Annotated in this window: 19 protein-coding genes and 2 tRNA genes; 15 read left to right on the top strand and 6 right to left on the bottom strand. The window is 35.9% G+C overall.

The features are described from left to right. The first annotated feature begins 1 nt into the window (after position 1). Positions 2 to 502, top strand: coding sequence for a phosphatidylglycerophosphatase A family protein (locus AC6UDC_RS03055; protein ID WP_500693632.1), 501 nt, complete (start codon positions 2 to 4; stop codon positions 500 to 502). Positions 503 to 534: 32 nt separating this feature from the next. On the opposite strand, the gene AC6UDC_RS03060 is transcribed toward AC6UDC_RS03055, so the two are convergent. After that, positions 535 to 762, bottom strand: a complete 228-nt coding sequence (locus AC6UDC_RS03060; RefSeq protein ID WP_500693633.1) for an SH3 domain-containing protein — start codon at positions 760 to 762, stop codon at positions 535 to 537. A gap of 588 nt (positions 763 to 1,350) precedes the next feature. Here AC6UDC_RS03060 and AC6UDC_RS03065 point away from each other — a divergent pair. The 3 genes from AC6UDC_RS03065 to AC6UDC_RS03075 all read left to right on the top strand — a co-directional run bounded on the left by AC6UDC_RS03065 (position 1,351) and on the right by AC6UDC_RS03075 (position 4,106). Continuing rightward, the gene (locus AC6UDC_RS03065; RefSeq protein ID WP_500693634.1) at positions 1,351 to 1,587 is read left to right on the top strand and encodes a hypothetical protein; all 237 of its coding nucleotides are present in this window, start codon (positions 1,351 to 1,353) and stop codon (positions 1,585 to 1,587) included. 297 nt (positions 1,588 to 1,884) lie between these two features. Then, positions 1,885 to 3,156, top strand: coding sequence for a BspA family leucine-rich repeat surface protein (locus AC6UDC_RS03070; RefSeq protein WP_500721262.1), 1,272 nt, complete (start codon positions 1,885 to 1,887; stop codon positions 3,154 to 3,156). Positions 3,157 to 3,260: 104 nt separating this feature from the next. Continuing rightward, positions 3,261 to 4,106: a glycosyltransferase family 8 protein gene (locus tag AC6UDC_RS03075; RefSeq protein ID WP_500695734.1), complete on the top strand. Its 846-nt coding sequence runs from the start codon at positions 3,261 to 3,263 to the stop codon at positions 4,104 to 4,106. A 111-nt stretch (positions 4,107 to 4,217) separates the two neighbouring features. On the opposite strand, the gene AC6UDC_RS03080 is transcribed toward AC6UDC_RS03075, so the two are convergent. Then, positions 4,218 to 4,301 (bottom strand) — tRNA-Leu (locus tag AC6UDC_RS03080). A gap of 131 nt (positions 4,302 to 4,432) precedes the next feature. On the opposite strand from AC6UDC_RS03080, the gene AC6UDC_RS03085 reads away from it, so the two are divergent. The 4 genes from AC6UDC_RS03085 to AC6UDC_RS03100 all read left to right on the top strand — a co-directional run bounded on the left by AC6UDC_RS03085 (position 4,433) and on the right by AC6UDC_RS03100 (position 8,625). After that, on the top strand, positions 4,433 to 4,891 hold the full coding sequence (locus tag AC6UDC_RS03085) for a MarR family winged helix-turn-helix transcriptional regulator (protein WP_500693637.1): 459 nt from the start codon (positions 4,433 to 4,435) through the stop codon (positions 4,889 to 4,891). A gap of 210 nt (positions 4,892 to 5,101) precedes the next feature. Then, on the top strand, positions 5,102 to 6,649 hold the full coding sequence (locus tag AC6UDC_RS03090) for a UDP-N-acetylmuramoyl-L-alanyl-D-glutamate--2,6-diaminopimelate ligase (RefSeq protein ID WP_500693638.1): 1,548 nt from the start codon (positions 5,102 to 5,104) through the stop codon (positions 6,647 to 6,649). After that, the gene (locus tag AC6UDC_RS03095; protein ID WP_500695733.1) at positions 6,639 to 7,895 is read left to right on the top strand and encodes a carboxylate--amine ligase; all 1,257 of its coding nucleotides are present in this window, start codon (positions 6,639 to 6,641) and stop codon (positions 7,893 to 7,895) included. Before AC6UDC_RS03090 ends, AC6UDC_RS03095 begins: the two co-directional genes overlap by 11 nt. A 4-nt stretch (positions 7,896 to 7,899) precedes the next feature. Beyond that, positions 7,900 to 8,625, top strand: a complete 726-nt coding sequence (locus tag AC6UDC_RS03100) for an aspartate/glutamate racemase family protein (RefSeq protein ID WP_500721267.1) — start codon at positions 7,900 to 7,902, stop codon at positions 8,623 to 8,625. Between the two features lie 22 nt (positions 8,626 to 8,647). Here the strand turns inward: AC6UDC_RS03100 and AC6UDC_RS03105 are convergent, their stop codons facing one another. Further along, complete coding sequence (locus AC6UDC_RS03105) at positions 8,648 to 9,013, bottom strand: DUF1516 family protein (protein WP_500721270.1); 366 nt, start codon at positions 9,011 to 9,013, stop codon at positions 8,648 to 8,650. A gap of 61 nt (positions 9,014 to 9,074) precedes the next feature. On the opposite strand from AC6UDC_RS03105, the gene AC6UDC_RS03110 reads away from it, so the two are divergent. The 7 genes from AC6UDC_RS03110 (at position 9,075) to AC6UDC_RS03140 (ending at position 18,470) form a co-directional block, all read left to right on the top strand. Further along, a tRNA-Gly gene (locus AC6UDC_RS03110) sits at positions 9,075 to 9,145 on the top strand. 220 nt (positions 9,146 to 9,365) lie between these two features. Beyond that, complete coding sequence (argS, locus tag AC6UDC_RS03115) at positions 9,366 to 11,057, top strand: arginine--tRNA ligase (protein ID WP_500693641.1); 1,692 nt, start codon at positions 9,366 to 9,368, stop codon at positions 11,055 to 11,057. A 100-nt stretch (positions 11,058 to 11,157) separates the two neighbouring features. Next, positions 11,158 to 13,272 (top strand): transglycosylase domain-containing protein, encoded by a 2,115-nt coding sequence (locus AC6UDC_RS03120; RefSeq protein ID WP_500721274.1) that lies wholly within the window; start codon positions 11,158 to 11,160, stop codon positions 13,270 to 13,272. A gap of 53 nt (positions 13,273 to 13,325) precedes the next feature. Then, positions 13,326 to 13,673, top strand: coding sequence for a YlbF family regulator (locus AC6UDC_RS03125; protein WP_500693643.1), 348 nt, complete (start codon positions 13,326 to 13,328; stop codon positions 13,671 to 13,673). A gap of 59 nt (positions 13,674 to 13,732) precedes the next feature. Next, complete coding sequence (locus tag AC6UDC_RS03130; protein ID WP_500721277.1) at positions 13,733 to 14,944, top strand: metallophosphoesterase family protein; 1,212 nt, start codon at positions 13,733 to 13,735, stop codon at positions 14,942 to 14,944. Further along, on the top strand, positions 14,934 to 17,495 hold the full coding sequence (locus AC6UDC_RS03135) for an AAA family ATPase (protein ID WP_500721281.1): 2,562 nt from the start codon (positions 14,934 to 14,936) through the stop codon (positions 17,493 to 17,495). The genes AC6UDC_RS03130 and AC6UDC_RS03135 overlap by 11 nt, the downstream gene beginning before the upstream one ends. 15 nt (positions 17,496 to 17,510) lie before the next feature. Further along, positions 17,511 to 18,470: a 3'-5' exoribonuclease YhaM family protein gene (locus AC6UDC_RS03140; protein WP_500695728.1), complete on the top strand. Its 960-nt coding sequence runs from the start codon at positions 17,511 to 17,513 to the stop codon at positions 18,468 to 18,470. Between the two features lie 36 nt (positions 18,471 to 18,506). Here the strand turns inward: AC6UDC_RS03140 and AC6UDC_RS03145 are convergent, their stop codons facing one another. The 3 genes from AC6UDC_RS03145 to AC6UDC_RS03155 form a co-directional block, all read right to left on the bottom strand. Then, on the bottom strand, positions 18,507 to 19,388 hold the full coding sequence (locus AC6UDC_RS03145) for a peptidylprolyl isomerase (protein ID WP_500721284.1): 882 nt from the start codon (positions 19,386 to 19,388) through the stop codon (positions 18,507 to 18,509). A gap of 120 nt (positions 19,389 to 19,508) precedes the next feature. Then, complete coding sequence (locus tag AC6UDC_RS03150) at positions 19,509 to 19,799, bottom strand: hypothetical protein (protein ID WP_500721289.1); 291 nt, start codon at positions 19,797 to 19,799, stop codon at positions 19,509 to 19,511. Between the two features lie 3 nt (positions 19,800 to 19,802). Beyond that, positions 19,803 to 20,243 (bottom strand): HIT family protein, encoded by a 441-nt coding sequence (locus AC6UDC_RS03155; protein WP_500721292.1) that lies wholly within the window; start codon positions 20,241 to 20,243, stop codon positions 19,803 to 19,805. Positions 20,244 to 20,314 lie beyond the last annotated feature (71 nt).

Genomic DNA, 20,314 nt, shown 5'->3' on the forward strand with positions numbered 1-20,314 from the left:
AATGGTAGATCGAGGAGACTATAAATATCCTGACACTCAGGCGTATAATTTTGTGCTTAAGCGACTGAATGAACATGGAGTAACGATTAAAGATATTGCACAGATTGCAATTGATTTACAGAAAAAATATTCAAATGTTCCTGATTTAGACTATGTTTGTGGGATTGTTAATGATATTTTGCATAAAAGGGAAGTATTGAATAACGCAATGGTAGGGCTTGAACTGGATCGTTTAGCACAAGATGGCGAGTTAGAAGAGCCACTTGAAAGCATTGTCTCTCATGATTTAGGGGTGTTTGGCGTTGATGAAACGTTGGCACTTGGAATTGCTTCAATCTATGGGACGATTGGGGTTACTAATTATGGTGAAATTGACACTAATAAAAATGGAATTGTAAAAGAACTCGATACAAACGGTCAAATTGTCAATACTTTTATTGATGATATTGTTGGAGCTATTGCTGGCGCTACTGCCGCTAAAATTGCACATGATAATGCTTAAAAAAAGGTCCTCACTTTTGTGAGGACCTTTTTTTAGTTTGACTTCTTTACTGCTTTGATGCATTTTGAATTAAACCTGAATTCATCATGAATACTGGTTGATTCACCAACGTCATGTCTCACGACTTTTAACCAATCGTCTTGGTTATCACCTAAGCCAGTTGGGTTAACAAATGTAACTTCGACTAAATCGCCAACTTCATAAGGAAGATTTTTATCGTATTCAACTAAATTATAAGTTTCATAAGCTTTTGTTTTCATATTATTTCCTCCATTGGTTAATTATATCAAATTATGTTTTAATCGCTAAAATTATGCAGTAAATTTTTGTCAATAAAGCGACTGATTGGTTATATTATATAATAATAATTATTATATTATGAGACAAAAGTGAATTAATAATTAGGATAAATACTGATGTCAAGGTATTATAATTATGTTTTGTGAAATTTAAGACTCTATTGTCGTTGTTTTTAATAAAGTTTATAATCTAAATTGTGAAGTAAGCAGTAAGAGATTCATAATGAAATATTGAATGTTGAGATTAAAAATAACTAGACAATTTTGTGAATGCTAATGTAGGAAATAGTGTTCACGTGGTGTTAGAAAGTGTGAGAAGCTTTTAACACCGTAATTAATACTGTCATAAATGATAAGTTGGTGGAAGATAAGTGTTATTGAGTACGTGAAAAATCATTTAATGATAGCCTAAGTCTTGTTATAAGATTTGAAATTAAAACAACTATGCGAATTTATTCGTATTTCAATATGATGAATACTCTGAAATACCATTTAGGTCATGCTACTTCGTAGTATGACCTTTTTTGATGGGAAAGGAGGTGAGTCATAATGAAGGAGTTTAAACTAGTAGTTCCAAGTACAGATCGAAGCGTTCGGCTTAGTGGTAGAACTATTTACTATTACAGTATTGGAAATAAAAACAATTACTCCGTTGTTTTTCCATATGATGCCGAATATTTGAACTTACCGAACGGGAAAATGGTTTTTCGCTCGATTACAGACGATTATTTTGGCAAGGCCACAGATGGTAGTTCTTATCACGCTACTATTCGTCTAAACGACTAGTTATTGTAGAACCAGAAGCTAATACTTCTGGTTCTTACATAGACTCCAATGATTTTTATTGGCATGGTGATAGTTTAATCAATGTTTTTATGGATAGATTATAACTATATAAATCCAATGATATAGATTTATAGAAACTAAAAGAGGGAATAATAACGCACATTATTATTCTCTTTTTACATAATTAATGTAATTATTATGGTATTTTTTTCACATGATAAAGCATAAATGTTGACATGACGGCATTTATGGCCTACTTTAGAAGTGTAGGGAAATATAAGAGAGTGAGATGATCTAATGAAAAAGGTAACTAAGGGAGCATTAATCGCAGGTGTGACCGTTGGTTTATTCTTTGGCTTGCAGATGAATAGTTCAGCAAATCACACTGAAACTACATATGCAGCAGCAACGGATACTAAGGAAATGACCTCACAAGCTAGACCTAGGATTTCTAAATTAAGATATGATAGTGGTACGTGGGGACAGGTCAACTGGAACTATAATGAGATCAATCGGACTTTAACGTTGAGCGGTAAAGATAAAACCTTGGGAACCTATGCATATTCACAACTTGGAGATTTACGTCAGGCTTTAAATGATGCGCAAGTTATTAATATCCAAGATAAGATGTATGCCCCATCAAATTCTGATTATCTTTTTTCTCAATCGGCAGATGATGACCCACTCCACCAGGGCAATCAAGGTTTAAAAAACCTGCAAACTATTAATGGTCTCGATAAATTGGATACATCAAAAGTATCTGGTATGGATTATATGTTTAATGGTGATACAGCACTAAAAAGTATTGATGTCACTCACTTTGACACCTCAAATGTTAATCGTATGAGACTGATGTTTGGTGCCGATATTCTTCTTAAAGACATCGACGTCAGTCATTTTGACACTTCTAAAGTTATTGATATGAGTTCAATGTTTGTTTATGACTATGCTGTTAAAAACATTGCCGGTTTAACGAGTTTTAAAATTAATCCTAATAATCGTAGTTTGAGTAATATGTTTCAGGATGACCATCAGTTACAAAGCCTAGATTTAACTAGCTTCGATACTCAGGCAGCTTCTAAGGGTAAATATAATGGATTGTCCGCTTTCATGAAGGGTGATAATAATCTTCACCAAATTAAGTTAGGTGATAAGACAATCTTAAAGGCTCCTGATGCACCTGGTGCAGGTCCAATTATTCCAGAACCGGTAGTGGGTACCCAGTTTGTATTTGACGGAAAAGATTACACTGTTAAATCACCCAATTGGATGAACATTGATAATAACAATCAATTGCAGAATAATTTAAGTCTTGCAGATGGACAATCACATCCCGGTAATTGGATTTGGGCAACCAACTACAATGTCCCTTCGATTTCCATAACTGAACAAGTTAATTTTGTAAATAAAAAGGGGCAGTACGTGAATGCAACTTCAGTTACTGGTATCCCAGGTGAAAAGCAAACTTTAATTGCTCCAACTGGATATCGATTTGAGAATAATAACGCTACCATTACCATTGGAAGTAAAAATGCGACGGTAAACGTTGTTGTTGTTCGAAATAGATAGGTCATAAAGTGGTCCACTTTTATAAATATCGCTACGAAAATTAGTGATACTTATTTTTACAAGTGGCCAAATAGTTTCAAATATTTTTGAAGGGGATAATGTGTATGATTACAATTGCATCTACTACTGATAACAATATGGCGATACCGCTGGCAGTCAACTATTCGTCAATATTGAACCATAATAAGAATTCAAGTTTCACGTTTTACGTTGTTAATGATCATTTAAGTTCCAACAGTGCTGATTTGTTAAAGGCCTTGGAAAAAGTCTACGACAACTGTAAGGCAATTAACTTTTTGCAACCCAACACCGCTGCATATAAGGATGCTAATGTAAAATCTCCGGATAGTGCAATTAAAGAAAACACTTACTATCGAATTGAGATTCCTGAAGAAGTTCATGAACCTAAGATCCTTTATTTGGATGCTGATATGGTATGTGTGGGTGACATTTCGGATCTTTTTAATACCGATCTTGATGGCAACATTGTCGGTGCTGTTGAGGATTCTGGTTACGTTGACCGGTTAAAAAAGATGCATGTTAGTGATGAACCGGGTCAGTATTTCAATGCCGGATTGTTACTAATTGATACGAAAGCTTGGAATGATAATGACACTTCTGAGAAAGTTAGAAAGTTAGCAATTGATAAACCTGATATGCTGAAGTATCAAGACCAAGATGCTCTAAACGCCATTTTTAATGGACACTGGAAAAAACTTGACCCTAAGTATAATTTGCAAAGTCATCTAGTTAAGGGTGAGAGTGGATTAAATCCTATCCCAGAGCGTCGAGCAGCTGAGGCAAATGCACTTAAGCACCCTGTGATTATTCATTACACTAATTTTGATAAGCCATGGATCGTTAAAAATAACCATCTTCATCCATTACGCAATTATTATTACCAAGCTAAGAACCAATTAATTTACGATCTAGGCGATTATATTAGATAAAAAGTAGTGAGAGAGTGGACAATTGTCCACTCTTTTTGTTTACATAATTTAATTACTATTAATGAAAAAAGACGATATCAATAAGCTTGATAACGTCTTGTTAGTAACGAATGCCCGAGATGAGATTCGAACTCATACTCAGTAAACTGAACAGCGACCTGAACGCTGCGCGTCTGCCAATTCCGCCACTCGGGCAATTACTACCTTTCAATCATACAATAAAAATGTCGTAAAATAAACACTCAATTTTGTAGTATCCTTGTATTTATTATTTAATTGTGTAAAATATAAGATAGTACAAGAGTTTTTAGAAAGAAGAGATTATAATGGTTGAACCACGTAAGATTGAAAGCCAATTGTGCTTTGGAATCTATAATACAAGTAAAAAGTTTAGTCGGTACTACCAAATCGTTTTATCTCCATTTAATTTAACTTATCCACAATACATTACCATGTTGGTGTTATGGGAACATGCCCCAATGACCGTTCGTGAGCTTGGATCCTACTTAGACTTAGATAGTGGGACTTTAACCCCGTTGTTGAAACGGCTTGAAAAGCAGGGATGGGTGACAAGAACACGTAGTCATAAAGATGAACGAGTTGTCATCGTTGACACTACAGAATACGCTAAGGAACGTCGTGATAAAGTATATGAACACGTTAATCAATGTTTTTCTGTTTTGGATATGAGCCAGGATGATATTGAAAAATGTTTGAAGATGGTGAATGCAGTTGGTGACCGATTGGATAATGTTAGTGAGCAAAAATTAAAAGATGTTAAGTAGTAAAAAGACATTCTGTGTGAACTGGAATTAATTTAGTTTACGCAGAATGTTTTTTATTATATTAATTTATGTTTTCATTATTGGTTTTGAGTTAGTCATTATCTCTTTCTTTTGGTAGAATTGTCTAGGAGTAAATTAAAAACAAAATTAAAGTCCGAATGATTTATTTGGATTTCCATTACAAAAATTAGCGGAATGGAGCTGAATTTTTTGTCACTAAGCATTCAAGAAATTAAAAATATTCTTCGTGAACATGACTTATTAAAATCAGTTAATCAGACTAATGATAATGATTTTAACTACGTTAGTTATGATTCACGAGACATAAAACCGAAAACCTTATTCTTTGGGAAGGGAAACTTTAAGCCTGAATTTGTTACGTTAGCAAAAAAGGCTGGAGCAACTGGAATCGTGTGTGAAGATCATTTATCTGAAAGTAACGGAATGAATGAGATTTTGGTTACTAATATTCAAAAAGCAATGTCCTTGATCTCTGCTGCATTTTTCAATTATCCACAAGACGATTTGTTCATCATTGCCTTTACGGGTACTAAGGGGAAAACGACCTCTTCATATTTCACTCGGGATGCAATTAGGAGGGCGAGTGGGAATAAAACCGCCTTATTTTCAACTATCAATACCGTGGTTGGTAATGAACTAAATCAAACATTTAAGTCACATCTAACCACTCCAGAATCACTAGATATTTTTAAGAATATGAGATCCGCTGTCGATAATGGGATGAAATATCTCATTATGGAAGTTTCGTCTCAGGCATACTTAAAAAATCGGGTTTTTGGATTAAAGTATAACGTAGGTAATTTTTTAAATATTTCTCCCGATCACATTGGGGAAAACGAACATCCGACTTTTGCAAACTATTTGCACTGTAAAGAACAACTCTTGGTTAATTCAAATAAGTGCATTTTGAATGCCGATTCAGACCACCTGATTGATATTTATTATGCTGCCAAAACCACAACTGATCCCCAAAATATTTATTTGTTTGGTAAAAAGGGGACGACTCCACAACTTGAAATCGACCTTGATTTCACGTACGAGCCAGTTTCAGATAGCTTGACTGATAACGATATTCAATTAAGTTCCATTTCTGATAAAGCTAAAAAGTTAGGCTTAGACGGAAATTATCGCATTGGTATTCCAGGTGATTACAATGAATCAAATGCAACCGCTTCGATCATATCGGCTGGACTTGCTGGCTTTAAACGTGGTGATATGTTAGATGGTTTGGCAGGAGCAAAAATTCCTGGAAGAATGGAAATCTTTAAGTCTAAAAACCATGGGAACGTTCATGTGGATTATGCCCATAATTATGCTAGTATGAATGCATTACTAGGATTTTTAAAACGACAAGACCCTAGTGGAAAAGTTATTGTAGTGGTTGGAAGCCCGGGCAATAAGGGAATTGACCGTCGAGAGGGATTTGGCAAGGCGTTGACTCAAAATGCCGATGTAGCGTTTTTAACTACTGACGACCCCGCTTATGAAGATCCCATGAAGATTGCAAAGGAAATTGATAGTCATATCGATCATGATAAGGTTGACGTTCATTTCGAAATGGATCGTGAAAAAGCCATTAAAAAGGCCATTAATTTTGGTAAACGTGGAGATATTATTGTAGTAGCGGGTAAAGGACGCGATCCTTATCAAAAGATTAATGGTGTTGATACACCTTATCCAACCGATTCGGTTATCGTGGAAGATTACTTGGAGGGTTTAAATGGTAATGACAAATGAGAAAGTTCCAGATTTCACTCCGATCTTACTTGGAAGTGACTTTAATGTGTACGGGATGGCGCGTTCTTTCTACGAGTTGTATGGTAAGCGTGTCAAGGCTTATGCCCAGGAACGATTAGCCCCCACAAGATTTACCAAAATTGTGGATCTGACGTTTATTCCCGGCTTTAGTGAGGATCCAGTATGGTTTGAAGAGATGAAAAAGTTAAAAAAGAAGTATGCCAACCACAAAGAACCGGTCATTTTAATTGGATGTGGGGATGGTTATGCTGAGTTAATTTCTAAACATAAGAAAGATTTAGAAGATGTCTTTGTCTGTCCATACGTTGATTATTCGTTAATAAAACAACTTAATAGTAAAGAAAATTTTTATAAAATGTGTGATAAGTATGGAATGCCATATCCCGGCACCAAGATTATTTCCAAAAGCAATTTTGAAGATAATGACTTTGATCAACCATTTGATTATCCAATTGCACTTAAACCAACCAATAGCGTGGAATGGTTGGATATCCGTTTTGAGGGAAGAAAGAAAGCTTTTACCATTAAAAGTGATGCCGAGTATCGTGACATTGTTTCAAAAATTTATAATAATGGTTATACTTCAGACTTGATCGTCCAAGATTTCATCCCAGGTGATGACAGCAACATGCGGGTCTTAAATGCTTATGTTGACAAGAATCATCATGTTAAGATGATGTGTTTAGGCCATCCACTTTTGGAAGATCCGGCACCGTCTGCAATTGGTAACTACGTCACGATTATTCCTGACTTTGATCAACGGATTTATGATCAGATTCAACAGTTTTTAGAGTCGATTGAATTTACTGGGTATGCTAATTTTGACATGAAGTATGATGTTAGAGACGATACGTACAAGTTGTTTGAAATCAATTTGAGACAGGGACGCAGCAGTTTCTTTGTCACCCTAAATGGATATAACCTTGCTCAATGGGTGGTTCGTGATTACGTTCAAGATGACCTAGCGGACCAAAAGACAGTGTATGCCAATCAAGATCCTAAGAAATATTATTTATGGTTAGGGGTGCCCAATCGTGTTTTTCGTAAGTACGCCAAAGATAATGAAGATAAAAAGAAGGCAGAAGAGCTGATCAAAAAAGGTCAGTGGGGAACGACTTTTTGGTATAAAAAAGATGAAAACTTCATGCGTTGGCTACTTATGAAATGGATGGACCATAATTACGCAAAAAACTTCAAAAAATATTTTCATATGAATAAGGAATAAGATAATGAAAAAGTTTTTCACAATTATTGGTGGGATGGGGACCCAAGCGACTGAGAGTTATGTTCATTTACTAAATCAACGGACCCCAGCTCACTGTGATCAGGATTATTTAAATTATATATTAGTTAATCATGCGACGGTTCCGGACCGGACGGATTATATTACTGACCCAAAAAATAATCCGAGCCCACTAGTTCCACTTGAAGAAGATATTAAACAACAGAGCAAACTGGGACCAGAATTTTTTGCGTTACCATGTAATACTGCCCATTATTTTTATGATCAGTTACAGGGTATGACGGATGTTCCAATTTTGCATATGCCTAGGTTAGCGGTAGCCGCAATTGCCAAGAAGTTTCCACACGCTAAAAGAGTGGGGCTAATTGCCACTAAGGGAACTCTAAAGGACAAGGTATATGATAAAGAAATTACTAAAGCTGGATATGAAGTTGTGCACCCTACCGCAGAAATTGCGGACGAAACGATGGATTTAATTTATAAAGGTGTTAAGGAGCAGGATTATGTCGATCCAAAATTATATCATCATATTTTAAATCAAATGGTTAATGAATTGGATAGCGATGTGGTGATTTTAGGTTGTACTGAGATTTCGGTAGCAGAAGAACGAGCTGGTAATCATGATTACCCTGTGATTGATGCGCAAGCGGAGCTAGTTGATGAATCAATTCGATTAGCTGAAAAAATGCAAAAAAATAAATCATCCAAGTGATTGGATGATTTTTTAGTAGTAATTATTGAATGAAAAACAAAAGCCCAATTGAGATTAAAATCGAAATCAGTGTCAATAAAATTACGTAGGGTTTTAAATTACCTTGGATTTTTCTCTGGTAACAAATATCAATGAAAGAAATCGCGACGATTGTCATTATAAAACTTAAAGAGACCAAATAACGATGCTCGTTAAAGTGATTCAAGGTAAAAACCACTTCACTAATCAACAAAAGAATGTAAAACGCGCGCGTATAGACGACACCCTTAATAATCTTTTTGTCTTGTTTACGCGTGATTCCGATTGTTAGTGAGATTAATAAAAGAATCCATAGTAAAGTAATTATGTAGATTAACATGATGTTTAGCCTCCAATCAAATTTTATCATACGGCTCTGTAGAAGTCTTGATGACAAGGGGTATAATTCATGATATAATTATACACGTATTGCGGGTGTAGTTTAGTGGTAAAATTTAAGCTTCCCAAGCTTACGTCGCGGGTTCGATTCCCGTCACCCGCTTTGGGAAGCTACCAACGATGAGAGTGTAGTACTAATTATAATTTCAAAGCAAATCTAAGTTGATGTGAGTTAGATAAATTGTGATTGGGAAGGCGTCCTTTCTAGGTATACAAATTTAATAATGAGTGGGTATTTCCAAATAGAGTGGTACCGCGGGTAATCTCGTCTCTTGCATTGATTTAATTAATGTAAGAGGCTTTTTATTTATGAGGAGGATATTATGGATTACAGACAACAAGTTGCAGACGTAGTTGCTGATGCAACTAACAACCAAATTTCAACGAGTGATATTTACGGAAAAATTGAGAAACCGAAAACTTCAGATAACGGGGACTTAGCATTTCCAACTTTCATTCTAGCTAAGGAGTTACATAAAGCTCCTCAACAGATCGCAAAGGATATCGTCAATAATGTTGATGGAAGTCAGTTTGATAAAGTCGTTGCCGTTGGTCCTTACGTTAACTTCTTCTTGGATAAAGGAAAAGTTAGTAAGCAAGTCATGTCAGAGGTTTTGACGGATAAAGAGCACTATGGTGATAATTACGATGGCAAGGATCAGACCGTGACCATTGATATGTCTTCTCCAAATATTGCTAAGCCAATGTCAATGGGACACCTTCGTTCCACTGTGATTGGAAATTCAATTTCCGAAATTTTAAGAAAAAATGGATATAAAACAATTAAAGATAATCATTTAGGTGATTGGGGAACCCAATTTGGTAAGTTAATTACGGCTTACTTAAAGTGGGGAAATGAAGAGGACGTAAAGCGTCATCCAATTCATTACTTAGTTCAGTATTACGTTAAATTTCATAAGGAAGATCAGAAAAATCCTGAACTAGACGAAGAAGCACGCGAATGGTTTAAAAAACTCGAAGATGGTGATCCCGAAGCTACCAAACTATGGAAGTGGTTTAGGGATGTGTCGTTAGAGGCTTTTAATAATACCTATAAAAAACTGGGCGTTAAATTTGATACCTATAATGGTGAGTCATTTTACAATGACAAAATGGATGAAGTGGTTGACATCCTAAAAAAAGATGGATTGCTTCAGGAATCTCAAGGAGCTCAAGTGGTCGATTTAAGTAACGCTAACCTAAATCCAGCACTTATCTTAAAGAGCGATGGGGCTTCTCTTTACATTACTAGAGACATTGCAACGGCGTTATACCGTGAACGGACGTATCATCCAGTCATGAATCTCTACGTGGTAGGATCCGAACAAACTAATTATTTCCATCAACTAAAAGCTGTCTTAAAAAAGATGGGCATAAAGAATGCGGACGGTGTTCATCATATCCCGTTTGGCTTAATTACGGTTAATGGAAAAAAGCTTTCAACTAGACGTGGGAATATTATCTTATTAAACAAGGTTTTAGATGATTCAATTACCATGGCAAAACAACAAATTGCTGAGAAGAATCCTGATTTACCGAATAAAGATGAAGTGGCTACACAAGTTGGGGTTGGTGCCATTATCTTTGGTGATCTTAAGAGTGAGCGAATCAATAGCATTGATTTCGTACTTAAAGACCAATTAAAATTTGAAGGTGAGACTGGTCCATACGTTCAGTATGCCCATGCTCGTGCTGAGAGTATTTTGCGGAAGTCTGGTAAAAAAGAATTTGATGAATCAGCAAATGAATTGACTGATGCAGGTGCTTTTGAAGTCATTAAGTTACTTCAGGCTTTTCCAGAAGTTGTAAAACAAGCTCGAAATGAATTCGAGCCTTCTGATATTGCTAAGTATTCGCTAAGACTAGCTAAGTCATTCAATAAATATTATGCTCATTCTAAGATTTTAGCGGACGATGATGAGCAAGACGCCCGTCTCGACCTTGTCAAAAGTGTTGCGATTGTATTAAAAGAGTCGTTAAGATTGTTGGGAATTAAAGCACCCGATCAAATGTAGAATAAAGTGGATGTCAATTGACATCCACTTTATCTTTTAAAATCCATTAATGTCCATGTGTTACAATAGCATTTAATGATAAAAGGAGATTTGGACTTTTATGGATAACAACAGCAAAAGTAAGTCAATATTTAAAAGAATTTGGGGTTACTTCAGAAAATTCTGGCGTAGATTTCAAATTACAAGATGGATTATTGTAGTTGTTTTATTCGTTATCTTGGTTTTAAGTAGTTATTTGACGATTGTGGCAAAGACTTCGCACGTTCGTGATCTTCAGTCTAATTTATCAAAATCGACTGTGATTTATGATTCACATCACCAAGAAGCTGGCAAATTGTACGCACAAAAAGGTACTTACGTTCAGATGAATAAGATTTCAAAAAATATTCCTAATGCCATCCTTTCGACGGAAGATCGTAATTTTTATAAGGAACACGGTTATTCGGTTAGTGGTTACGGGAGAGCCATTTTACTTGCGATTAAGAATAAGGTACTGGGTCGTGATTACATTAGTGGTGGAGGAAGTACAATTTCGCAGCAGTTAGCCAAGAATACTTTTCTTTCCCAGCAACAAACTTTGACCAGAAAACTTAAAGAATTATTCATTTCAATTGAGATTGAGAACGTTTATTCAAAGAACCAAATTTTGACGATGTACATGAACAACGCTTACTTTGGTAATGGTGTGTATGGAGTCGAAGATGCCTCGAAGCGATACTTTGGGCAGTCTGCGGAAGATTTACCGGTCCAGGATGCAGCTGTGTTAGCAGGGATGCTATCGAATCCTAGTAATAATCCGATTGATCATCCGGAGGCGGCACGTCAGAGGAGAAATGTGGTTCTTGATTTAATGGCAAAGAACCATAAGATCACTAATTCAGAGGCAAAAAAATACCAAGCCATGCCGTTGAACACTAAAAATTCCTATCGTTCTACTAATGGGTATAAATATCCCTATTATTTTGATGCTGTTATTAATGAGGCTATCTCAAAATATGGATTAACTGAATCTGACATCATGAATCACGGGTATAAAATTTATACGAATCTAAATCAGCAACAGCAGCAAAGCTTTCAGACTGATTTTAAAAATCCTAATTTGTTTCCTAATGATGCTTCGGATGGGACCAAGGTCCAAGCTGCATCGGTTGCTTTGAATCCAAAAAATGGTGGGGTTCAAGCGGTTGTTGGTGGACGTGGTAAGACGGTTTTCCGTGGTTATAATCGTGCGACCGATATTAAACGTCAGCCTGGTTCGACGATGAAACCACTTGCGGTCTATACGCCAGCTCTTGAAAACGGGTATTATTATGATTCTGAACTTGAAAACCAGAAGAAATCGTATGGATCAAATCACTATACTCCGCATAATTACAATGATGTTTATACAGGAAAAGTTCCGATGTACCAAGCTCTAGCACAGAGTATGAACGCGCCCGCAGTTTGGTTATTAAATAAGATCGGAGTGAACAAGGGATACGATTCGGTTAAAAAATTCAACTTACCGGTCACGGATAAGGATAAGAATCTAGCATTGGCCCTTGGGGGCTTGTCCAACGGAGTTTCCCCACAACAAATGGCTGGTGCCTATACTGCTTTTGCTAATAAGGGGAAAATTTCACAGCCGTTCTATATTACTAAGATCGTTGATTCGACAGGGAAGACGATCGTTGATAATGAACATCCAAGTTCAAAACAAATCATGTCTCCTTCAACGGCACGACAGATGACAAGTATGATGCTTGGTGTCTTTGATAATGGAACTGGTGTTGATGCTAAACCGAGCGGGTATCAAGTTGCCGGAAAAACTGGAAGTACTGAGGCTGATAATACTCCAGATTCCGATGCTACCAAAGATAAATGGATCATCGGATACACTCCTAACGTTGTGGTAGCAACTTGGGAAGGCTTTGATAGTACCAACTCTACGCATCATTTAGAGAATTTGACTGGGACCGACGTTGGTCCGTTGTACAAGACACAAATGCAACAAATTCTTCCGTACACCAAGGGAACCCAATTTGGTGTCCAAGACGCACAAACGGTGGCACGTGATGGTGATGAAGATAATGATACGCAGAATTCTAAACTATTTAAGGGTATTACTAATGATACTGGTAAAGTCGTTAAGGGAATCGTTAAAGAAGGTGCCAGTGGAATTAAAAAGGGTGCCTCAGAAGTTATTAGCGGTGCGAAAGCTTTACTAGGCCGATAGCTTCACGTATGTTAAAATATACACTGTAACAATATTTAAGGAGGGAAATAATTATGGCAGAAAATGATGTAATGAAAGACGCACAAACTTTACAGGATGCACTAGTAAAGACTGATGAATTTAAAGAACTCCAAGCCACATACGATGAGTTAAAGAAGGACAAAGATGCTTTTAAGACATTTAAGGACTTTCAAACTAATCAAAATGAATTAAGACAAAAGCAAATGGCTGGTCAACAAATTTCGCAAGATGATATGAAAAAAGCTCAAGATCTTGCCAATAAAATGAACAGTCTTGATATCATCAAAAAATTGATGGGTAAAGAAAAAGCAATGGGCAAAGTCATTGATGATGCTAATATGTTAATTACTAAGCCTTTACGTGATATGTATGAAGCTTAATTGACCGTTAATCGGAGCGCCCATTGGTGCTCCGATTTTTTTGTATGGGAGAAATTATAATGAAGTTTATTCATGCGGCAGATTTACATTTGGATAGTCCGTTTTTAGGAATCAGAGAGGATGCTACCACTCCGAGTAAGCTGTGGGACATTTTGCACGAGGCTCCATTCGATTCATTAAAGAAGATTATTGATGATGCCATTTTAGATGATGTTGATTTTGTTTTGCTAGTGGGAGATTTGTTTGACAGTAGTCACCAAAGTGTCAAAGCCATTAGTTTTTTGATTAAACAGTTAGAACGATTGGATGAACATGATATTCCTGTACTTCTTTCGTTTGGTAATCATGATTATCAAAGTGAAGGTGCTAAAAATTTCAATTTTCCGGCTAATGTTTACGTATTTCCCAAAGAAGTGACGACGCACACATTGACTCTTAAAGACGGAAGAACAGTTGCTATTACAGGTTTTAGTTACGCTACTAGGAATATTTCAGATGATATTATCTCTGGATTTCCAGAACGTTCAAACGCTGACTACCAAATTGGGATGGTTCACGGTGCTATTAAGGGTGGCAACGACTCACAGTATGCACCGTTTACCATTAACGAAATGGAAAATTTGGGATATGATTATTGGGCATTAGGGCATATTCATAAACGTCAGCAGTTATGTCATCATCCCTTAATTGAATATCCGGGGAATATCCAGGGCCGTCATAAAAATGAAATGGGTGAAAAGGGGTACTTATTAGTCAGTGATGAGACTAATGGAGGTTTAAACGTTCAGTTTGAACCCACCTGTCCGCTCATTTGGTCAAATCTTTCAATGAATTTACGGGGAACTGACTCAGAAGAAGCGGTCGTTAATCAAATTATGGAGAAAATTGAGTCGAGTGATTTTTCCAAACTTAATTTATTGAGTGTGAAATTAAATATGAGCGAAGAAGCCAATTTTTTGTCAGAAGAATTGCTCGACCGGGTTAAGGAAAAGTTACAATATGATTTTGAACGATTTAATGCTTGGGTTTATGAAATTGACGTTGTTGATAATTCTGGGATGAAATTTAATGATCTAGATCAGAAATTCTGGGATGACACTAAGCATGAAGTTTATAATGAAGAAAACCTTAAAAATTTGGCGAAGAAGCTTTTTAAGCACTCTTACATTCGTGACAACTTTTTAAGTGATGAAGCCATCTCTAAATTACTTGATGAGAGTATGAATTTAATTACTAGTAAAACGAAAGGGAACGTGAAGGATGAGGATTAAAAAAGTTGAAGTATTCGGCTTTGGCAAACTTCATAATTTAACACTGAACTTTAAGGAGTTTCAGGTTATTTATGGAAGAAATGAGGCTGGAAAAACAACCCTCTTAAATTTCATTAAAGATGTTTTATTTGGCTTTCGGGACAGTCGGAGTAAGCGAGACTTCACTCCCAAAGATGACTATAAAATGGGTGGTCGTTTAACGGTTGAACAAAATGGAACTATTTATCTTGTTCAAAGAAATGAAGGTAAAAATGGTGGGTTATTAACCGTTTTTGATCAAAATAAAAATGAATTACCTGCTGGAATTTTGGATAAAATTTTAGGTCCAATCAATCGGGAATCATATGATAACCTGTTTTATTTTGGCAACGTTGATTTAAATGATATTTCGAGATTAAATCGTGAAGAATTGTCAAAACGAATCCAGCGTGTTGGGGTCGTAGGGATTGATAACTGGATTGAACTAGAGGACGAAAATCAGGAAAATGGTGGTAAGATCTATAAGCCGACTGGTAAAAAGCCTGAGTTAAACCGACTTTTAGTTGATCGAGAAAGATTGAACGCGAAAGTACATGAAGCCAGTAATGAATATCCCAAGTACCATGAATTGACCATTCAAGCTAAAAAAGAACAAGAAAAAAAGACTCAGAATCGCAATAAAAGAAATAAATTTTCTGAGCGATTAAATCAGGTTAATCAAGATTTAGCGAACTGGGATAAATATGCTCAATTAAGACAATTACAAGACGATAAATTAGCGGTTAAACACGGCTTTTCTGAGCATGACTTTGAAACATTTCAAGACATCCAAAATAAGATTAGTAATATTCAATTAGATGTTAAGAATGATGAACAAAACATTATTGATTTTAAGAATACGCATCAGGAATCCAATTCTGATTTGAAATTTTACAATGATAATGCTGATTTAATTCGTAATTTATATTTAGAACTGGACGGCCAAATCCAACAGGTCAGACGGATTGAACAGCTTGATCATGATATCAAAACATATCAGACTCGTTTGGCTAATGATGAATTTGATGCTGGTGGAAGTGAAAGTATTCCGTTTAATGATGATGAGATTGACAAAATATCGACCTTAATAGATGAGTATCAAAATGTAAAAGCACAAATAAACTATCAGGTTCATGCGATGCCCACAAATGAGAGCGGAGATAATTCGTTATCATTAATTGCTGATGCGGTTGGTCTAATGATTATTGGAATTGGAATTTTTATGGGTGGAGTAACTCTTCCTATTTTGGTGGTCATTGGGTTATTGTGTATTGGTTTTGGCATTTATCGTTATGTGCAAAAATCGAACCAACCAGTTAAAGAGGAGAATGATACTGACCATTTAAAGCGAAAATTGACTCAGATTGAGCAAGAGTTGGGTCAAATGGGAAACGAGCATCACATCCAGAGTATTCCATTTAACCAATGGACAAGTGCTTTACAAAACTCCATTAAACGACGTGACTTAGATCGTGATAGTTTACAGAATTTCATTGGAAACCAAAAGACAATGAATGAGAAGGTTGAGAGTTACCTCGATCGTTGGAATTTTGCTTCCAGTAAAATTGGTTTAAGTGATTCCGATAATGAAATGGTAGCGTTAAGTAAAATTAGACAGTTCATCTCAAATGTAAATGATCAAAAGCGAAATGCGGAACAGGTGAGCCATGAATTGAGTAGTTTAACTTCAATGGTTGATCGCCATCGTGAGCAGTTGAAAGAAGTAAGTGATCGGCTTGACCATTTCCTAAGGGAACGAAACGTTGCAAGTAGTAGTGATTTTAAAAAATTATACGATGAGCAGCGGATCGCTACGGATAAAAACAAACGTAAAGTGGAGTTAGAAAACTCACTTGATCAGACAATTGTTGAAAGATTACAAAAATACGATGATGTTAATCAGTTAAAAAAAGTGATTAATGATCTTCAGAAACAAATTGGACAGTTGGACGCAGATTTTTCCGATCAATCTGATCGGTTGGCGCAACTTAACGTGCAAATTAATCACATGGAAAAAGATGGGACGCTTGATTCATTGACCCAGGAATTGGCCAGTATGGATACTAAAGTTAACGAATTGGTTCAAAAGTGGTTGGTTTACCAGTTAACTAATCAGTGGATTGAAAAAGTACTCGATGCCGCTAGTAGTGGAAGAATTCCTAAAGTTAGAAAGGATGCAGCTAAATTCTTTGAAACACTAACGGACGGTCATTATAGTAAAATTGATTATAATAAGAGAAGTATTACGGTTGTTAACTCTGATGGGGTTAAGTTCAAGGTTGAGGAACTTTCAAAAGGAACCATGCAGCAGTTATACTTATCGTTGGTTTTTGCGTTAACGTTGGCTTTTAGTGATGAATATCCAATGCCAATTATGATTGATGATGGTTTTGCTGACTTTGATCACTTTAGAACTGATAAGGCAATTGAATTAATGAAAGCTTTGGCTAAAAGCACGCAGGTGATTTATTTTACGGCTGATGATCGAATTAGACACGATGTAAGTGGCGATCATTTAATTGAATTAAAGTAGTGGAGGTGGAGTCAAATGAGCAAAAAATTGAAAGAATATCAAATGGATGAAGAAATCGATGCGTTTGTATTGGTTAAGTCGGCTGATACTAGAATTGCTAAGAACGGAAAACAATTCATTTCGTTTGTTTTTGAAGATAATTCCGGAGAGATCGGTGGAAAACTTTGGGGTGCCAGTAATGAGGATGTAAAGACTTTTAAAGCTGGTCAGGTCGTTCACATTAATGGCAAACGGGAAGCTTACCAGGGAAGTCCACAAATTAAGATTAATCATCTTCGACAAACAGAATCTGGTGAACCCAGTGATCCATCTAAGTTTATGCAACATGCTCAAATGACTCGTTCTGAGATGGAAGAATATATTGGTCAGACAATTTTCGAAATTATTAATCCAACGTGGAATCGAATTGTTCGGGTACTTCTTAAAAAGCACCAGGATGAATTCTTTACTTTTCCGGCAGCTAAATCGAATCATCATGCTTATGCAGGTGGATTAGCATTTCACACCATTTCGATTTTGAAGCTGGCCAAGGAAGTCGCTAAGCTCTATCCACAAGTTAATTCTTCACTTCTGTATGCAGGTGCCATCCTTCATGATTTAGGCAAGACTACTGAGCTGTCAGGACCCGTTTCGACATCTTATACTAGTGAAGGTGATCTGTTAGGACATATCAGTATTATTGATGGGGAAATTGTTGAAGCTGCTGACCAACTAAAAATCGATCAGCATTCTGAAGATTTATTACTTTTAAGACATATGGTGCTCTCACATCATGGAATTAAGGAGTATGGATCCCCGGTTACGCCTGAATTGCTGGAAGCGCAGATTCTCCATGATTTAGATGAACTTGATGCTTCAATTAACATGATTACTGGGGCTTTAAATGATACGGAAGCAGGATCATTTAGTAAACGAATTTTTGGAATGGATCGAAATAAGTTTTATAAACCTGATAAAAAAGAAAATGGTCAGTAACTTTTAAGTTACTGACCATTTTCTTTTTATGATTGATTATTTCATTGGTTTTGGAGTTGATGTGTAATCAGCTAAGATGTTTTGTAAGTCTTTGTCTTGGATCTTTACATCTCCATCTTTAAGAACTTTTGAAACGACAGCGTGTAAGACATTACTATCGCTCATGCGTTCAGTTGCCAACTGGTCTTTTAATTCAGCTTTGTGATCCTGATATTTACCCTTGGAAGGGTGGTTGACCATTTGGATTACTTGGTATCCAGCTTTAGTTTTGACAGGTTCTTTGGTGTATTCACCATTTTTGAGTTTAAAGGCAGCATTTTTGAAGTTATTGTCAAGACTTGGATCCATATTATCGAATGGAGCCATCTTGCCGCCGTCTTTCTTGTTAGCATCAGTTGAGTACTTCTTGGCTAAGTCAGAGAATTTTTGACCGTTTTCTAAGCCAGAAATTACTTTTTCAGCGTCACCTTGATTTTTGGTGGTAATCTCATTAACGGTTACTTTAGGTTGATATTTCTTGAATTGGTTTTGCAAATCTTTGTCAGAGAAACTTGTGTTAGCAATCACAGCTTGCTTTAACAGAAGATTATCTTTGATTTGTTCTTTTAAACTTTTCTCAGTTAAACCTTGTTGACTGAGAAGGTTTTTAAATTGAGAACCATATTGTGACTTGTATTGGTTAAATTGGTCATCAACTTGAGATGATTTAACTTTATTACCATATTCTTTGTTAAGAACTTTGTTCAAAATCATAGTTTGGAGAACTGTTTTACCCTGTGGGGTCTTTTTCATACTATTGTAATATTGACTTTCTGTAATTTTACCACCACTAGTAGTAGCAACTGTTTTACTACCACAGGCAACCAGTGAAACACTTAAAAGTAATCCTGCAACTCCAACGAGCCATTTTTTCTTCATATATTAGCACATCCATTTCTTCAAAATATTAAAGTACTCAAGACATTCAGTACTCCATTTATTTTTAATATAACATATATTTGATGCAAATTAATATTTGGTCGAATAATTTAATTGAAATTAAATGTTATTTATTTCGTTAGATAAAAGATCAATTCTAGGCTTTAGCTGAAATTGGGCTTCCTGTACGTCACGATTAAGACCATCTATTATTGGTTTTGCATCATTTAAAGCTTTTGTGAATTGGTTTAAATTTTGTTTAACTGAACTAGCTGAATGAAAAATGTTTTTAAGGTCGGCAGTGGTTACGTTATCTGTGGGATTAGACTTCTTTTTTAAAAGCAATAAACCAGTAAGTGACACACCAACTATTATTCCGGCACCAATTAAGCAAGCGGTCTTTTTTTTCATGAGTTAATCCTCCAATTGTTTGGTAATTGAATCAGCAACTTCTTGGTATTTAGTTTCATCATATTCTTTAGAATTATCAGAAAAGTTAATTGAAAAAGTATCATCTTTACCGTAACGGGGAATTAAGTGAAAGTGAGCATGCGGAACAGATTGATAGGCAATTTTCCCGTTATCATTAACGATATTCATTCCTTTGATGTTTGGGTTAGAATTTTTGACCGCACGTGCAATTTCTGGCACTTTCGCAAATACTTTACCCGCTGTAACGGAGTCAAAATGAAAAATATCTTGAATATGTTTTTTAGGAATCACCAGAGTGTGGCCAGGAGTTGTTTGGGAAATATCTAAAAATGCAAGAATTTCGTCATCTTCATAAACTTTATAACTAGGGATTTCACCCTTGACAATTTTACAAAAAACGCAATTTGGATCGTAATCAGTCATATAAATCTCTCCCTTCAAGTTAATCCAATTATACACTAACATTACCTGCATAATAAGTGATAGCAAGCAAT

It is taken from the genome of Fructilactobacillus sp. X7R7C1 (genome assembly GCF_059901065.1).

What these genes read in the sequence shown, in the direction of transcription:
- AC6UDC_RS03055 (WP_500693632.1), top strand. Translation starts at nt 2, where the DNA reads ATGGTAGATCGAGGAGACTATAAATATCCTGACACTCAGGCGTATAAT.
- AC6UDC_RS03060 (WP_500693633.1), bottom strand. Translation starts at nt 762, where the DNA reads ATGAAAACAAAAGCTTATGAAACTTATAATTTAGTTGAATACGATAAA.
- AC6UDC_RS03065 (WP_500693634.1), top strand. Translation starts at nt 1,351, where the DNA reads ATGAAGGAGTTTAAACTAGTAGTTCCAAGTACAGATCGAAGCGTTCGG.
- AC6UDC_RS03070 (WP_500721262.1), top strand. Translation starts at nt 1,885, where the DNA reads ATGAAAAAGGTAACTAAGGGAGCATTAATCGCAGGTGTGACCGTTGGT.
- AC6UDC_RS03075 (WP_500695734.1), top strand. Translation starts at nt 3,261, where the DNA reads ATGATTACAATTGCATCTACTACTGATAACAATATGGCGATACCGCTG.
- AC6UDC_RS03085 (WP_500693637.1), top strand. Translation starts at nt 4,433, where the DNA reads ATGGTTGAACCACGTAAGATTGAAAGCCAATTGTGCTTTGGAATCTAT.
- AC6UDC_RS03095 (WP_500695733.1), top strand. Translation starts at nt 6,639, where the DNA reads ATGACAAATGAGAAAGTTCCAGATTTCACTCCGATCTTACTTGGAAGT.
- AC6UDC_RS03100 (WP_500721267.1), top strand. Translation starts at nt 7,900, where the DNA reads ATGAAAAAGTTTTTCACAATTATTGGTGGGATGGGGACCCAAGCGACT.
- AC6UDC_RS03105 (WP_500721270.1), bottom strand. Translation starts at nt 9,013, where the DNA reads ATGATAAAATTTGATTGGAGGCTAAACATCATGTTAATCTACATAATT.
- argS (WP_500693641.1), top strand. Translation starts at nt 9,366, where the DNA reads ATGGATTACAGACAACAAGTTGCAGACGTAGTTGCTGATGCAACTAAC.
- AC6UDC_RS03120 (WP_500721274.1), top strand. Translation starts at nt 11,158, where the DNA reads ATGGATAACAACAGCAAAAGTAAGTCAATATTTAAAAGAATTTGGGGT.
- AC6UDC_RS03125 (WP_500693643.1), top strand. Translation starts at nt 13,326, where the DNA reads ATGGCAGAAAATGATGTAATGAAAGACGCACAAACTTTACAGGATGCA.
- AC6UDC_RS03130 (WP_500721277.1), top strand. Translation starts at nt 13,733, where the DNA reads ATGAAGTTTATTCATGCGGCAGATTTACATTTGGATAGTCCGTTTTTA.
- AC6UDC_RS03135 (WP_500721281.1), top strand. Translation starts at nt 14,934, where the DNA reads ATGAGGATTAAAAAAGTTGAAGTATTCGGCTTTGGCAAACTTCATAAT.
- AC6UDC_RS03140 (WP_500695728.1), top strand. Translation starts at nt 17,511, where the DNA reads ATGAGCAAAAAATTGAAAGAATATCAAATGGATGAAGAAATCGATGCG.
- AC6UDC_RS03145 (WP_500721284.1), bottom strand. Translation starts at nt 19,388, where the DNA reads ATGAAGAAAAAATGGCTCGTTGGAGTTGCAGGATTACTTTTAAGTGTT.
- AC6UDC_RS03150 (WP_500721289.1), bottom strand. Translation starts at nt 19,799, where the DNA reads ATGAAAAAAAAGACCGCTTGCTTAATTGGTGCCGGAATAATAGTTGGT.
- AC6UDC_RS03155 (WP_500721292.1), bottom strand. Translation starts at nt 20,243, where the DNA reads ATGACTGATTACGATCCAAATTGCGTTTTTTGTAAAATTGTCAAGGGT.